This is a genomic window from Pseudomonas aylmerensis (assembly GCF_001702265.1).
GTDB lineage: Bacteria > Pseudomonadota > Gammaproteobacteria > Pseudomonadales > Pseudomonadaceae > Aquipseudomonas > Aquipseudomonas aylmerensis.
The window spans coordinates 13523-28880 of the sequence record NZ_MAUE01000008.1 but is presented as its reverse complement, the minus strand read 5'-3'; the positions used below and the strand labels follow the sequence as shown (position 1 = coordinate 28880).

Here is a 15358-nt window from a genome sequence, read left to right as displayed (position 1 = left end):
CGCGAAGGCGCAGTGTCAGCCAACCATGATGCAGCTGAGCCGCCGCCTTCGCAGGCAAGCCAGCTCCCACACTGATTTGTGGCGGGGCTGAATCCTGTGCCTGGCTCAGCTCCCACACTGGTTTGTGGCTTGCCTGATTCCTGTGTCTGGCTCAGTTCCCACACTGGTTTGTGGCAGGTCTGATTCTTGTGCCTGGCGCAGCTCCACTGTGGGAGCGGGCTTGCTCGCGAAGGCGCAGTGTCAGTCAACCATGATGCAGCTGATCCACCGCCTTCGCAGGCAAGCCAGCTCCCACACTGATTTGTGGCGGGACTGATTCCTGTGTCTGGCTCAGTTCCCACACTGGTTTATGGCAGGCCTGATTCCTGTGCCTGGCGCAGCTCCACTGTGGGAGCTGGCTTGCCTGCGATAGCGGCGGCTCAGTCACCCCTGTATCAGCAGATAACCGCAAGCCAGCCCCTCATATTTGAATGTTCATTTATCCCGGGATCTTCACATACCCAGGTTTCAGGCCAAACACCTCCACCCCCTGTGGGGTCGATTGCCCGGTGGTGACCTTGACGCGCTCCACCGGTTTATCCATTGCCGCTCGATACTCCACGGTCATGTCCGCCTGGAGCGCCTGGCTTGGAATCACCATCGCCTGTTCATTGTTGTACGTGACGATGGTCAAGCGCGCACTCATCCCCAGCCGCACTCGCTGCAACTGCTGCGGTGTCAGCTTGGGGATCGACAGGGTCACCGGAAACTGCGCGCTGCCCTGGCCGTCGCTGGAAATCGCCAGGCCGCTGACCACGCTCACCGAGCCGCTCAGCCGCTCCCCATCAAAGCCGTCGCCCATCACTTCCACCGCCTGGCCCTGATGGAGCTGGTTGATGTCCAGCTCCGAGACTTTGGCGACGATTTTCAGCCGTTCGATATTGGCCAGGCCAAACAGTACCTGCCCCTGGTTGACCCTGCTGCCGGCCTGCACCGGTGCGTTGTTGCCGCCGCCGCCCTGAGTGGCGTTGTTGCCGGGCGGCGGCACTACGATCCCGGAAAACGGTGCCTTGAGCTCCTTGCCTTCGAGCAGTGTGTGCAGGGCATCGTATTTCACCGTCGCGTTGGTCAGCTCCATGTCCGCGATCTGCCGGTATTCGCCTTTGCCCTGGTCCAGTGCCTGTTGCAGCTCACTGCGCGCTGAAGCGAGGTCAAGCTGTTGCTGCTGGGTCTGCTGCCTGAGGTCGTCCAGTTCGTTGCGCGGAATGATGCCGCGCTGGAACAGGTTTTCGCTTTCGGTCAGCTTGCGCTGGGTGTTGCCGGCGCTCATTTCGGCCGTGCGCAGGCTGCGCCGGGCGCGGCTGACGGTGGGGCCGCTGTCCCAGTCCTGCATCTCTTGCACGGTGCGCCGTGCCTTGAGCTGCGCGGAGAGGGCTTCGCGCAATTGCACTTCGAGGATCGCCGGGTCCATGCGCAGCAGCACCTGCCCGGCTTCGACCTGCTGGCCTTGCTCCACCAGGTTGGCCTGCACAGTGCCATCGAAGGGCGCAGTGAGGGTCAGGGTGGTGTCGGGTTCGATCTTGCCTACCAGACCGATCTGGTGCACCAGCGGGTCGGGCTTCACCGCCAACCATTGCTCGCCGACGGTGGCGGGGCCTCCAGTCGGGTTGCGCAGGGCCAGCCCCGCGCCGGCCAGCAGCACGATCAATACAACCAACAGGCCTTTGTGTTTAGTAGTCATTGAGGGCGATTTCCCAACTTTCCAGCGTCATGCCCAGGGTCAAGTCAAGCTGGGTCTGGGCGTTCAAATAAGCGATCAGCGCATTGAGTTGCGCGTTCTCGGCGTTGCGCAGGTCAGTCTCGAAGCTCAGCACCTGGAAGTTGGTGGAGCGTCCGGCGCTGAGTTTTTCGCGCTCGATCTCGATCTTGCGCCGCGACAATTCCACCGCGCGCTGGGATATCTGGTATTGCCGCCAGCGGGTGCCGAGGTCACGTACCACGTCGTTGACGTTGCGTTCCAGTTCCTGGCGCGCATCGGTGATGCGGATCTCCTGATCCTCCACATTCACCCGCGCACGCACTTCGGCCTGGCGCGTGCTGATGTCGCCGATGGGGATCTGCACCTGCACTCCAGCGTAGCTGTCCCAAGTGCGGTTGTTGGAGCGGCCGGCATCGTTGTCGTAGGCGTCGCGGACCTGATTGGCGCCGGCCACCAGGTCCACCTGCCAGCGCCCGGAGTCCTTGGCGATCACCAGGTTGAGGTCGGCCTGCTGGCTGCCGAGCAGGGCGGCGAGGTATTCCGGTTGCTGGTTCTGCGCCAGGTTGAAGGCCTGGCGCTTGTCGATCTGCAGGGGGCTGGCCTCCAGGGCTTCGGTGGCGCGAATCGGCGTGGACAGGTCCAGCGCCAGCAAGCGCAGCAGGGCCAGGCGGCTGGTGTCGAGCTGGTTCTGGGCTTCCTCGACACCGAGTTGCTGGGTGGCGATATCGGCTTCGGTCTGCACGATTTCGAACTCGGCCATGCGTCCGGCGCTGATCAACGCCTTGTTCACCTCCAGCAACGTGCCGGACCGCTTGAGGGCGTCCTGCACGATGCTCAGTTGCTCCTGGGCACGCAGCAATTCGCGGTAGGTGGCGATGATCTGGCTGATGGTCTGGGCCACGGTGGCCTTGAGGTTCAGGCGGTTGGCCTGTTCCGACAGGCGAGACAGGCGCAGCGGCGCGGTGGTGGCGTCCCAGCCGGCGCCGCGCATCAATGGCTGGATGATCGCCAGGTCGAGGCCGTCGCTGCGGTAGCGGCCGGCGCGGTCGGCGTTGTTCAGTTGCTGGGTCCAGGCCATGCTCAGGCGGGTGCCGTACTCGCCGAGCAGGCTGGTGGCCGGGGCGACGTTGGCATTGCGCGCGTTGTCGGCCGAGCCACGGTTGCTGCGGTAATAACTGTTGAGGGTGAGCTTGGGGTTGAACACATCCTCGGCCACGCGCAGATCGAACTTCTGCGCCACCCGTTGCAGATACGCACTGCGGATAGCCGGGTTGTTGCGCAGGCCCAGGTACACGGCGTCACCGAGGGTCATGTCGGTTGCCTGGGCCTTCAACGACACGCCCCGGTCGTAGCCGCTGCGGGTGGTGCTGGGTGCGGACGGCTTGATGACAATGTCGGCGGCCATGCCGTGCAGGCTGATCAAGGCGAGCAACCACAGCCATTTACTCATCGCGCAAGGCCTCCACCGGCTGCAGCCGCGAGGCCGAGACCGCCGGATAGATACCGAAGAACAAGCCCACCAGCAACGTGCTCCCCACGCCCAAGGGCAGCGCGGCGGTGGCCAGCGCAAATGTCCAGCCCGACATCCACGCGTACAGCCAGGCGCAGGTCATGCCCAACACCGCGCCGCACAAGGCCCCCACTGCCGTGAGTGTCACGGCCTCGAGCAGGAACAGGTTGCGGATATCGCGCTGGCGTGCACCCAGGGCCATGCGAATGCCGATTTCGCGGCGGCGTTCCGAGACGTTCATCAGCATCACGTTCATCACCCCCACGCCGCCGCCCACCAGGGAGATCGCCCCCAGTGCCAGCAGCAGGTAGGCGAACGTACGGCTTTGGCGGGTCATGCCATCGATCATTTGCTGGGGCACCGTGATTGCGACTTCATGATTGGGCGTTTGCGTTTGCAAGGCCGCGGCCGCCTGCTTAGCAATAAGGTCCATGTTCTGTTCGGGGGCGGCGCGGATGATCACATTGCCAATTTGCGGGGTTGCGTAGATGCGGCGCATGCCCTCGGCGGGGAGAAACAGTGATTCGTTGGCCTGTACCGGCATCAGCATTGCGCGGGGCTGGGATTGCAGGATGCCGACCAGCAGAAACAGGTAGTCGTTGATGCGCACGCGATCACCCAATTTCAGCGGATCGCCCGGTGTACTCAACGCCTGGAACAGCTGGTCACCGATCACGGCGTAGGTCTCATTGGCGTCGAAGCTCGTCAGGAACCGTCCCTCGCGCACCACCAGTCGCATCGCGTCCTTGATATCGTCGGTGCTACCGACGAAGTTGGCATTGACGGTACGTCCATGGAACAGCAGGGGGCCGCTGAACAGCGTCAATGCGCCGATATGTTCGATCCCTGGTGCCGCCTGGCGCACTGCCTCCAGATCCAGGCGGGCGCGCATCGGCGCAGTATTGCTGCCCTTGGTGGCAAACTGGGCGACCAGCGTGTCGGTGCCCATGTCCTTGAAAATCATCGCGGCATCCACCGCCGCGTTGTGGCCGATATTGATCAACGCCACCACCGAAGAGCTGCCGATCACGATGCCGAGCAGGGCCAGGATCGAGCGTTTACCCAGGGTGCGCAGGCTCACCAAGGCTTCATGCAGCAGTTGGCCGAGACTCTGCTCGACCCGCAGGCTGCTCTGTGCCTGCCCCCTCATAGGCGACCGGCCTCTTGCACCACGCCATTGCGTACCAGGATCTTGCGTTCCAGGCGCTCGGCGATGTGAGGGTCGTGGGTGACGATGATCAGCGTCACCTGCTGCTCGCGGTTCAACTCCAGGAGCAGGTCCATGATGTCCTGTGCGGTGGTGCTGTCGAGGTTGCCGGTGGGCTCGTCGGCGAGGATCACCGAAGGGTTGCCCACCAGCGCGCGGGCAATCGCCACGCGTTGGCGCTGGCCGCCGGAGAGGTCGGCAGGGCGGTGATGGGCGCGTTCGGCCAGGCCGACCTGTTCAAGCATGCGCAGGGCCTGCTCCACCGATTCGTGACGCGACACACCGCGGTAGCTCAGGGGCAGGGCGACATTGTCGAGGGCACTCAGGCGGGGCAGCAGGTTGAAGCTCTGGAACACAAAACCGATCTGCTGGTTGCGGATCGCCGCCAACTGATCGGGGCTGGCGCTGAAAATATCGTGACCGGCAAAGTGGTATTTGCCGCAATTGGGCAGGTCGAGCAGGCCAAGGATATTCAGCAGGGTACTTTTACCGGACCCGGAAGCGCCGAGAATGCCGCAACTGTCGCCGCTGGCGATCGTCAGGCACACATCATTGAGAATGGACAGGTGTTGACCGGCCAGCTGATAGCTTTTGCCGATGCCTTGCAGGGAAATCAAGCCTGGGTGCGCGGGGGTATCTGTCATCATGACTACGCCTTCAGTCTCGACGCGGCCGCACTGCCCCCGGTAAATCCTTGTAACAAGTTCGGGAGCTGCCTGGAACGCATCACGGACTGGTTTTATTTCTTGTTTTTAAAATATTGTTTGAATACTAACCGTGTTCTACGCGCTTCGCCAGCCATGGATATAGAGCGGTTTTACCCTTTGAAATGATTTCCCCGACAGGCGAGCAGGCTCGGCAAAAACCCTTCAACTACCCTCAACGAGCCCGCCGGCAAAGGCTTTCAATCATATGGCGCAGTGTCACTACTTGCTTTCGATCAGCGGCCCCGGTATAAAAAATCAAATTATTTTTTAAAACAATATTTCCCACGTGGAACTTGTATGGTCGCGAAGAAACTCAGCGCTCCAAATGTAACCAAGACTCGACTGCTGGATGCGACAGAGGCTCTCTTCATCAAATACGGCTACGACGCCGTGCTGCTGCGGCAGATCACCGAGCGTGCCCAGGTGAACCTGGCCGCGGTGAATTATCACTTCGGGGACAAGGATTCCCTGATGAAAACCCTGCTGATGCAGCGCCTCGAGCCGCTCAACGAGCAGCGCCTGGAACTGCTGGCGCGCTGCGAAGCCGAATCCGACGGGCCGCTGGACTGCGACACGTTGCTCGGGGTGCTGTTTGCGCCGGCCATGGGCCTGGAGCGCAGTGACCCGGCGAGTGCCAGCGGGGAAGGGCGCTCGTTCATCCGGTTCCTGGGGCGGGTCTACAGCGACACGTCGCCGTTTATCCAGGAATATCTCAAGGTCCATTACCAGCCGGTATTCCAGCGCTTTTTCGAAGCCTTTGCCCTGGCGCTGCCGGACCTGCCGCGCAATGAGCTGGGCGTGCGCCTGCAATTTGCGCTCAAGGCCATTTCCGGGGTCATGGCCGGCACCGAATTGCGCCTGCTGATGAACTCCATGAGCCTGGGACGCCCGGCCACTGACGCCGAAGTCATGGCCAAGCTGATCACCCTGGTGTCCGCGGCGATTCGCGTGCCCCAGCAAAGTCCGGAAGCCGAAAACGCCTTGGCCAAGGTGCTGGATACCCAGCGTGCCATTCGCGAGCAAGCGGCAGCCCCGGCCGCCAAGGCTACGCGCTGATAGTCCTGTAGATGCCGGTTTGCCGGCGAAAAACTCAAAGCGATAACGTTCAATTTCAAACTGAACGCGGCGCCTGGGTTTTTCGCCGGGGAGTCGATCCTGGCAAAAAACGCGCAAAAAAAAGCCCGCTGGGGCGGCGGGCTTGATGTGCAACGTTTGTAACGGATGAGGCTTTACCCTACGTCTTGGGATGTGAATAAAACGTGAAAAATATGTAAGAAAAAGTGTGAAGGTTTGAAGTTTTGTCCAGTGAGGCTTTTCTGATTTTTCCATGAGCGATTTGCCGTCCGTCGCTACTGTCAATTCTGACAGGTAGACGCTCACTCCCTGCGGGTGTCTGATTTTCCTTGCCTCATGCGCGCCTATTTCCGCGCGCATCCCCTCCAGCAAGGAGTCCGTTCCATGTCCAATCTACCCGTTGATCCCGCCGCCGATTCCCGCGGTGATGAAGCCCCACCGCTGCTGCTGTCACAGGACATGGTGGTCTACAACACCCCCAACCCAACGGCCAACAGCCCCCGGCGGATCGAAGACCTCGACCCGCCTTTTTCCGCCTACCCCCATATCCCACTGCACGCCACCCTTTACCCGGAAAACGCCGTGTACGGCCTGGCCATCCGCCATGTCACCCCGTATGCCTACTTCGTGTTTGAAAAGTGGACCGGGTGGAGCCTTTCCGACTTTTACGGCCTTTACCTGGATGATCTGCTTAACGCAGTAGCGGCCGATATTACTCTTGAGGACGAGCCGAGGTACGGCCTGTTCGTGCCCAGAGAGCATGTTCCTGAAGGCGAGATACCGATGTACGGCCGGGTATTGCGCGCCGGCACCTTTCAGGAGAGCACCTCGCCGTTGCAAACCATCCTGATCAAGACCACTCGCCCCGGCGGCACTGATACTGACCCGGGCAGTGAGTGGCATACCGGCCTGGTGATGACCGTCGAGGGCTTGCCGGAAGGGTCGACGATTGACCGGTTGATTGCCGAGGGCGGCGTCTGGTGCCTGATCGAACCGTATGAACATATCCGCCAGAACGACCGTATCGAACTGTCCTGGGACGGCATCTTCGTCATACACATTGTCAGCCCTGCAGAGGCGGCTGGCAGCGGACCGATCCGGGTGTTCGTCAGCAAAGACATCATCCTCCAGGGCGGCCAACTGGGGCCCCTGACCTTGCGCTTTCGGGTGCAGGACGTGGTGGAGAACATGTCCGGGGAAAAATACGCATATTCCAAGCGTTACATCCTGATGAGCGAACTGGACCCCAGCCTGCTTGGCTCGCCGATTTTCCTGGTCGATGGCGAGGAGTCCAGCCAGATCGACTTCGATACCCAAAGCGACTCGACCTTTGAAGTGGTGGTGCTCACAACCCGACAATTTCCGACGCCGAACCCACGGCATCAGGTTTTCGTCAGCCTGTTCGCCACCTTTGCCGATGGCTCAACGGATGTCTTCCCGCTGCCGGCGGTGACGGACAACAACCTGGGCTTTACCACGGTGTTCGTAGGGCGCGAAATTATCGAACAATTGGTCGGCGGCTCGTTCCGCGTGTCGTTCCTCTGGCAAACCGCCAGTGGCGAATCCCTGGGCCAGTCTGGCAGCATCACCGTCACCGTGATCGGCACACCAGTGTCAATGCCGGGAGTGACGATCAACCCAATCGAACTGGGCTTGATTGACCCTGAGGATGACATCACCGTCACCGTGCCTTTCTACGAACCGCATGACCCCGACTGGCTGGAAACCCTGTACATCGAGCACCGCATACCCGGCGGCGGTGGTACCCCCTATTTAGATTCCCAACTGGCGGGCACCCAGGGTGGCAGCCGTTATGTCAGCAAGGAGGACCTGCAACAGTTCAACGGCCTGGGCCTGATTTATTTCTACTACGTGGTGACCGACGGTGTCACCACGCGCAAATCGGCAGAGGTGGGTGCCCAAGTGGGCGAACGTGTTGTCGACATGCCGCAGCCGCAGCTTCAGGGCACCGAAGGCAACAATATCAACCCCGATCGCATTCCCGGCCCGACCGTGCTGCTGACCTTGCCCTACCTCGATGCCCGAGACGGCGACGTGTACCACTGGATTTGCGTCGGTTCAGCCCTGGGCGGCTCGGCCAATGGCACCATTCATGTCAATGCGGCGACCCAGGGCCGGCCACTGACATTCCCGGTCAGCCGCACCATCCTCGACTTCAACCTCAACGGCAGCCTGCGCATCAGCTACAGCCTGGAACGCGTCGGACCACCCCGGCAGGTATTGCGCTCGGAAGTGCTGAACCTCACCGTTGGCGTGGGTGTGGAGTTGGACCGTCCGGAAGTCGCCGAAGCCCAGCGCTTCCCGGATCGTCTCGACCCGTTGGCAGCTTTGTCGGGCGCCCACGTAATCGTGAAATTTCGGCAGATGCACGCGACCGATCGGATTTTTATCGACTGGCTCAGCCCCGATGGCAACGGCAGCTACGCCACAGAAGTGCAGGGCAACCCCGCCACCAACGAGGTGAGCGTTCCGATTCCAAGCGAGTTTATCGCCAAAGGTATTCGCCAGGACGGCAATCACATCAGCGTGCAGTACCACTTCTTCAGGGGGACCTTTCTTTACGAGTCGGATGTACTGGATCTGGAACTGCTGCCGCTGACCGGGCTGCCTACGCCGACCATCGACGGAGTGGGCGACAGCATGGTGTTGCAACTGTCGCAAATCAACGATGCCGCCCGCACGCGTGTTTCCGTGTGGAACTTCATCGCGGCCAACCAGCGTATGTGGATGACCTACGAGGGCACTTATGCTGATGACACGCCGTTTATCGAGAACACCTACACGGCCAATCTGGTCACCACCATTGGTGAGACGAATGGTATTTCCCCGCCTGCGCCGGTAGACAAACTGCGCCGGCTCAAGGATGGCTCGCGACTGACCGTCCGCTTCTGGGTGACCTTGTCCGAAAGTTTGAGCAAGGACCAGGCGGTATTGTTTGGAGTACGCGAGCATATTGTGCAGGCGATTCCTTCGACATTGCCGGCGCCGGCCTTCGCCAACCGTATCGGCGCTAACCTGAGCATTTATCCGCTGGACTACGAAAATACCGCCTCGGTGACGGTCGCCTATGGGGGGATGAATGGCTCGCACCGAATTCAACCCCACTGGATCTACCCTGACGGCACCATGGCCAGCATCGCCGCGAAGGACGGCCTGGACGGCGGTCGCGTTGACTTTGCCATCAGCCAGAAGATCCTCGCCGACAGTGTGGGCAAGATCATCGAGTTGCGTTATATCGCCACCATCAATGGCGAAGCGGTGGACTCCTTTGTTCAGACACTGACCGTGCAGGGGCTTAACGCGTCGGACCTTACACGACCGCTGATCAACAACATTAACAGTGGCGGCATACTTGATCTCAGCACCTTTACCGGCAACCCCACCGCATCTGTCGCCAAGTGGCGCTTGAGTGTGGCCGGCCAGCGCGTCTGGTTGAGGTGCAGCAGTGCTGGTTCAGCTGATTTGCTCGTGCTCAATGGCGTCGCGATTACGGCACCGGAAGCGCAGAACGGGCTGGCGAACAAGGCAGTCCTGCGCAGTTGGCTCGCGGCATTGCCGAACAATCAACAGATCACCGTCTCCTGCAGAGTGACCTTTGACGGCAGCGCTGTCGAGGCCAACGCCCAACTGTTCCAGCAGTCCATCTACACAGTGCGTGCAGGGCTTGGGGACTTGCCCCTGCCCGTACTGATTCAAGCGGCCGGCAGTGGCGCCTCGGTGACCCTGGCTCCGTTGAGCGCCTTGAATGGCGGTACGGTGCGGGTGTCCTACCCCGACATGCAGGGGACCGACCGTATCAAAGTCTTCATGGTGGGTAACGGTGCTGCGGGCTCTCCCGACATTGCAGCCAAGGACGGCAGCACAAGTGGCTCCGTTGACTTCACGATTCCCTCCGGCGCCATCGCGGCCAATATCGGCAGCAGTAACCGGACGTTCACCCTCAGGTACGAGGTAACGCGTAGCGGCGCGACCAAACCATCTAATACCGTAGTCGTGACGGTCACACCGATTTCTGCGGCGAACTTGCCACGCGCAATCATTAATAACATCGCTACGGGTGGAAGATTGGATCTGAACACATTTACCGGCAACGCGCTGGCGGCGGTGGCGAAATGGCATTTCAGTGCAACGGGGCAACGGGTGTGGATTATTTGTAGCAGTGCTGGGGTGGCCGACTTGTATGTGCTCAACGGCGTTGCCATATCGGCAACCGAAGCGGCGAACGGGTTGACTGGCAAGGCTGTGCTGCGCACGTGGTTGGAGTCCGTACCCAATAACCAGCAGATCCAGGTGAAGTGTCAAGTAACGCTCAATGGCAGTCAGCTGCCTGGAGATGCTGTCACCTTTCCGACGACGACTTATACCTTGGTACAACGAACCAAGTTGTCGATTACTTGGGATTTTAATGACAACACCTTCCAAGGCTGGGTACCGCAGGGCAGTTATGCCAACGGGAACCTCAGTGTGGGTTCTGGTTACGTGTCCTCGTACACAGATCGTTGGATAGGTTACGCAGGTCCGGTGATGACGCGCGCTATTCAAGTTGAGGCAAATCGCTCTTATGATCTGGGTTTTTCAGTGACTGCTATTAGCAATACCGGCATCGTTGGGACCATACTGCAACTAACATTGAATGGTTCTGCTATTGGCGCCGCCGTAGATACCCAGAATCAGATAGTCTGGAGAACAGGCAGCGGATTCTTTACTGCAACAACCACGGGTACAGTAATTCTCGGTATCTATAATCATGTGGATGATGAGCGAGGCAATGATTTTGCAGTTGATAATATTTGGATAAGAGAAAGATAGATAATCAAGCCTGCAGACTGTTCGTGAAATAGCTATTGTTGACGCTCGGTATCATGGCCGACTCATACCTGAGTCGGCCTTTTTTAATCGCCTTAAATCCCCCACCGCTTCGCGCTTTTCGCCAGCCGCCCCCGCATCGCATCCACGTTCGCCGCCAACTGCACCGTCAACAACCGATACCCATCCAGCGCACTGTACACCGGCGCATCCAGCGCAGGTTCGTTGCCGGTGATGTGGCTCGGCCGTTCCAGCCGTTCCGTCACCCCCGACTTCAACGCCCGCGCCATTCCCACCAGTTGCACCCGGATCTGCCGGTGCTCGGCTTTCAACATGACCTGCATGCGCGCCATCGCCTGTTCATCGCGTGGGTCGGGCCGAGTGTTGCCGAGGATCTCCAGGGTGCTGATGCACATGCGCAGGTGGCGCTGGATCGCGTCCAGCTCGGTCATGGAGATGCGCACTTCCTTGGACACCGACGGCATCAGCGAGCGCAACTGCAGCATCGCCGCGTTGAGGCGGTTGAGCAGTTTCAGGTGTTCATCGTCAGTCACCGACTGGCCATTGATGATGCGGCTATAGATCGCGGCGCAGTCGCGCAGGGCGCTGGCCAGGTTGTAGCGCCATGAGTACACGGCATACAGCGGCAGGGCGAACGAGAAGGCCAGGGCCAGCATGATACCGATCAGGATATCGACCGTGCGCCACAAACCGTCCGAGATCGGGTTGTCGCCATGCCCCGCGACGATAAACACAGTGATCGCCGACAGCAGCGCGATGTACCCGCCCTTGCCGATGGCGTGGTAGGAAAAGAACCCGCACACCACTGACATCAACAGGTAGGTGAGCAACGGCAGGCCGAAGTAGGCCTGTTGCACCACCAGCAGCAAGCCGACACTGGCGCCGATCAAGGTGCCGTAGGCGCGCTCCACGGCTTTCTTGCCGATATTGCCGTGGTGCTGCAGGCCGCCGATCACGATCAACATGGTCACCGAGGCCCACTCACCGTGGGGCAGGTTGATGCCGGTGGTGAGCAGGATCGTTGCCAGCAGGCCGATGGACACGCGCACGGCGTGGATCAGCTTGGCATGCCGATAGCGGCGGTAGGGGTCGAGCAGGGGGCGCAGCAGGCGCCGGGCAAACAGGGGCAGGTTCATCGGTATTGAAGGGGCCTCAAAAAGTCAGGGTTAACTCGAGCCAATGTGGGCGCTGGCTTGCCTGCGATAGCATCCACCCGGTGTGTCTGCAGCACCGAGGTGTTTGCATCGCAGGCCAAGCGCCTACAGAAGTCTGCTGTCAGAAAATGTAGTCGGTGGTCAGGAAGCTTGAGTCACGGTTGCGCAGGATGTCGCTGACCAGCGCCTTGTTGCTTTCCTGGAATTTGGTGGCCACCAGGGTGCGGATCGAGAACACGCGCAGCGCGTCATGTACCGACAGCGTGCCCTCGGCCGAGTTCTTGCGCCCATTGAACGGGAAGGTGTCCGGCCCGCGCTGGCATTGGGCGTTGATATTGATACGGCCGACCTGGTTGGCGAACGCGTCGACCAGGCGCCCGACTTCCACGGCATTGGTGCCGAAGAGGCTCAGTTGCTGGCCGAAGTCCGAGTCGAGGACGTACTCGATCACGCTGTCCAGGTCGCGGTAAGGCACGATCGGCACCACCGGGCCGAACTGTTCCTCGTGGTACACGCGCATCTGCGGGTTCACCGGGTACAGCACGGCCGGGTAGAAGAATGTGCCGCGCGAGGTGCCGCCATTGGTATTCACCACCTGGCCCCCGTGCTGGGTCGCATCCGCCACCAGCGCGTTGAGGTAGTCGACCTTGCCGGCTTCCGGCAGCGGTGTCAGGGCGACGCCGTCTTCCCACGGCATGCCCGGTTTCAGGGTGGCCAGCTTGGCGTTGAATTTCTCGATAAAACGCTCGACCACGTCCTCGTGCACAAACAGGATCTTCAGCGCGGTGCAGCGTTGGCCGTTGAACGACAGCGAGCCGGTGACCGCTTCGCTGACCGCATTGTCGAGGTCCACTTCGGGCAGCACGATGCCGGGGTTTTTCGCATCCAGGCCCAGTGCGGCACGCAAGCGGTGCGGCTTGGGGTGCAGCTTCTTCAAGTCGCTGGCGGCCTTGTTGGTGCCGATGAACGCAAAGATATCGATCTTGCCGCTGGCCATCAGCGCACTCACGGTTTCACGGCCGCTGCCGTAGATCACGTTGATCACCCCGGCCGGGAAGCTGTCGCGGAACGCTTCCAGCAGCGGCCGGATCAGCAGCACGCCGAGCTTGGCCGGCTTGAACACCACGGTGTTGCCCATGATCAGCGCCGGGATCAGCGTGGTGAACGTCTCGTTCAACGGGTAGTTGTAAGGCCCCATGCACAGCGCCACGCCCAGCGGCACGCGGCGGATCTGCCCGAGCGTGTCCTGTTCCAGCTCGAAGCGGCTGCTGCGCCGGTCGAGTTCCTTGAGCGCATTGATGGTGTCGGTGATGTAGTCGCAGGTGCGGTCGAACTCTTTCTGCGAGTCCTTGAGGTTCTTGCCGATCTCCCACATCAGCAGCTTGACCACCGCATCCCGCTGTTCGCGCATGCGCCGCAAAAACGCTTCGACGTGCTGGATACGGTCGGCCACGCGCATCGTCGGCCATTCACCCTGGCCCCGGTCGTAGGCGCGCACGGCGGCGTCGAGGGCGAGGAGGGCGGTGTCGGCGTCGAGCAGCGGCGTGCTGCCGATATGCACCCGCTCGTCCCCCAGCTGTACCGGGCTGAGCACCTGGGCCAATGGGCCGTTCCATACCTGCAACTGGCCATCTACCAGGTAATCACGCTGTTCAATGGGCGCCGCCAGGCGAAACTGTTCGGGAATGTCCGCGGCGGAGGCGGGAAACAGCTGGGCGAGCAGGTTGCTGGTGGTCATGTCACTACCCCTGGAATAGTTGCAAAACATGACTAGAGAGTCACCCATCCAAGGTCCGTATGGCAAGGGCCAGACGCGTTACAACAGCCCGCCGGCTGGCTGCGCCGGGCGAAAGCATCCCGTGCAGTGCAGGTCACGCCCAAGGGGTGGGCACAGTTGAAGGCGCAGTTGGGCCTCGATCCGCGCTGCCTGGAAAACCTCGAGCACAAGCCCGCGCTGGCCGCGCGCGTTGGGGTAAACTGCGCGGCTTTTCAGAAGGAGTTCACATGAGTCAGTACCAGCCGGGCATTCTTGCCGCACCGGTGCCTTTGCAGGCGCGCCACCTGTTTTTTGCCGTGGATACCCTGGCAGCCGTGCCCGCTGCGCTTGACGCGCTGGTGCAACTGGCCGATTCGGCGGCAGTGGTCGGGTTGGGTGAACCGCTGGTAAACGCGCTGGGCGCGCGCATTGACGGCTTGCGTGCATTCCCGGCGGTCAGTGGTCCGGGGGCGCACAACCCGTCGACCCAGCAGGCGTTGTGGGTGTGGTTGCACGGCGTGGATCGCGGTGAGTTGCTGTTGCGTAGCCGTGCGCTGGAGAAGGCCCTGGCGCCGGCGTTTCGCCTGGAGCAATCGACGGAGGGGTTCCGCTTCAAGACCGGTTTTGACCTCACCGACTACGAGGACGGTACCGAAAACCCACACGACGACGCCGCCGTTGACGCCGCCCTGACCGACAGCGGCGCCAGCTTTGCCGCGATCCAGCAATGGCAGCACGATCTTGATGGGTTTGCCGCGTTGCCCGCCCAGGAGCGCGACCACATCATCGGCCGTCGCCATGGCGACAACGAAGAGTTGGAGGACGCCCCCGAATCCGCCCACACCAAGCGCACTGCCCAGGAGAGCTTCACCCCGGAAGCATTCGTGGTGCGCCGCTCGATGCCATGGGCCGAGAACGGCCAGGCGGGGTTGATGTTCCTCGCGTTCGGCCATTCCTTCGATGCGTTTGAAGCGCAACTGCGCCGCATGAGCGGGTTGGAGGATGGCATTGTCGACGGGTTGTATCGCATCAGCACGCCGTTGACCGGCGGCTATTACTGGTGCCCGCCGGTCAAGGACGGGCACCTGGACCTGAGTGCGATGGCGGTTACCGCGCCGCTCTGAAAAGGCGCTGCCGGCGGGTTTGACCCTGCGCACTCGCCAGGCCCGTTCACACCTTGAGTGTGCCGGGCCTTGCCTCTGCAGGCCGTCCGTCCAGCAAATTCCCCCTCTGCGCAAACGCCGGGCTCAGCCCCGCACCACGGCAATGACTGCTGCCGTGTATCCCACTGTATCCCTGGACCTTGCTGATACACCGGCATGACGTTCTGGCGTGTTCGCGACACAGAGCGGATACACGCCTGG

The 15358-nt window shown here is 61.3% G+C and carries 9 protein-coding genes; 3 read left to right on the top strand and 6 right to left on the bottom strand.

Annotated features, from left to right (window positions below; translation table 11 throughout):
• Positions 1 to 478 precede the first annotated feature (478 nt).
• The 4 genes from BBG20_RS05465 to BBG20_RS05450 are packed head-to-tail and all read right to left on the bottom strand — an operon-like array spanning position 479 to position 5102.
• A complete protein-coding gene (locus BBG20_RS05465; RefSeq protein WP_065900966.1) occupies positions 479 to 1720 on the bottom strand; it encodes an efflux RND transporter periplasmic adaptor subunit in 1242 nt (413 codons plus the stop codon).
• On the bottom strand, positions 1710 to 3188 hold the full coding sequence (locus BBG20_RS05460; protein WP_065900964.1) for a TolC family protein: 1479 nt from the start codon (positions 3186 to 3188) through the stop codon (positions 1710 to 1712). The genes BBG20_RS05465 and BBG20_RS05460 overlap by 11 nt, the downstream gene beginning before the upstream one ends.
• A complete protein-coding gene (locus BBG20_RS05455) occupies positions 3181 to 4398 on the bottom strand; it encodes an ABC transporter permease (protein ID WP_065900962.1) in 1218 nt (405 codons plus the stop codon). Before BBG20_RS05455 ends, BBG20_RS05460 begins: the two co-directional genes overlap by 8 nt.
• Positions 4395 to 5102: an ABC transporter ATP-binding protein gene (locus BBG20_RS05450; protein WP_065900960.1), complete on the bottom strand. Its 708-nt coding sequence runs from the start codon at positions 5100 to 5102 to the stop codon at positions 4395 to 4397. Before BBG20_RS05450 ends, BBG20_RS05455 begins: the two co-directional genes overlap by 4 nt.
• A gap of 357 nt (positions 5103 to 5459) precedes the next feature.
• Between BBG20_RS05450 and BBG20_RS05445 the strand changes: the two genes are divergently transcribed.
• Both BBG20_RS05445 and BBG20_RS05440 read left to right on the top strand, forming a co-directional pair.
• Positions 5460 to 6218: a TetR/AcrR family transcriptional regulator gene (locus BBG20_RS05445; protein ID WP_065900958.1), complete on the top strand. Its 759-nt coding sequence runs from the start codon at positions 5460 to 5462 to the stop codon at positions 6216 to 6218.
• Positions 6219 to 6620: 402 nt separating this feature from the next.
• Positions 6621 to 11066: a mitochondrial porin family protein gene (locus tag BBG20_RS05440; RefSeq protein ID WP_065900955.1), complete on the top strand. Its 4446-nt coding sequence runs from the start codon at positions 6621 to 6623 to the stop codon at positions 11064 to 11066.
• A gap of 92 nt (positions 11067 to 11158) precedes the next feature.
• On the opposite strand, the gene BBG20_RS05435 is transcribed toward BBG20_RS05440, so the two are convergent.
• Entirely contained in the window at positions 11159 to 12220 is a 1062-nt protein-coding gene (locus BBG20_RS05435; protein ID WP_065900953.1) for an FUSC family protein, read from the bottom strand.
• A 139-nt stretch (positions 12221 to 12359) separates the two neighbouring features.
• Positions 12360 to 13976, bottom strand: coding sequence for an NADP-dependent glyceraldehyde-3-phosphate dehydrogenase (locus tag BBG20_RS05430; RefSeq protein ID WP_065900951.1), 1617 nt, complete (start codon positions 13974 to 13976; stop codon positions 12360 to 12362).
• A 266-nt stretch (positions 13977 to 14242) separates the two neighbouring features.
• Here BBG20_RS05430 and BBG20_RS05420 point away from each other — a divergent pair, with 266 nt between their 5' ends.
• Complete coding sequence (locus BBG20_RS05420; protein WP_065900950.1) at positions 14243 to 15118, top strand: Dyp-type peroxidase; 876 nt, start codon at positions 14243 to 14245, stop codon at positions 15116 to 15118.
• Positions 15119 to 15358 lie beyond the last annotated feature (240 nt).

Bases quoted from the DNA above. Each gene is read 5' to 3' on its own strand.
- BBG20_RS05465 (WP_065900966.1), bottom strand. From the start codon at position 1,720: ATGACTACTAAACACAAAGGCCTGTTGGTTGTATTGATCGTGCTGCTG.
- BBG20_RS05460 (WP_065900964.1), bottom strand. From the start codon at position 3,188: ATGAGTAAATGGCTGTGGTTGCTCGCCTTGATCAGCCTGCACGGCATG.
- BBG20_RS05455 (WP_065900962.1), bottom strand. From the start codon at position 4,398: ATGAGGGGGCAGGCACAGAGCAGCCTGCGGGTCGAGCAGAGTCTCGGC.
- BBG20_RS05450 (WP_065900960.1), bottom strand. From the start codon at position 5,102: ATGATGACAGATACCCCCGCGCACCCAGGCTTGATTTCCCTGCAAGGC.
- BBG20_RS05445 (WP_065900958.1), top strand. From the start codon at position 5,460: ATGGTCGCGAAGAAACTCAGCGCTCCAAATGTAACCAAGACTCGACTG.
- BBG20_RS05440 (WP_065900955.1), top strand. From the start codon at position 6,621: ATGTCCAATCTACCCGTTGATCCCGCCGCCGATTCCCGCGGTGATGAA.
- BBG20_RS05435 (WP_065900953.1), bottom strand. From the start codon at position 12,220: ATGAACCTGCCCCTGTTTGCCCGGCGCCTGCTGCGCCCCCTGCTCGAC.
- BBG20_RS05430 (WP_065900951.1), bottom strand. From the start codon at position 13,976: ATGACCACCAGCAACCTGCTCGCCCAGCTGTTTCCCGCCTCCGCCGCG.
- BBG20_RS05420 (WP_065900950.1), top strand. From the start codon at position 14,243: ATGAGTCAGTACCAGCCGGGCATTCTTGCCGCACCGGTGCCTTTGCAG.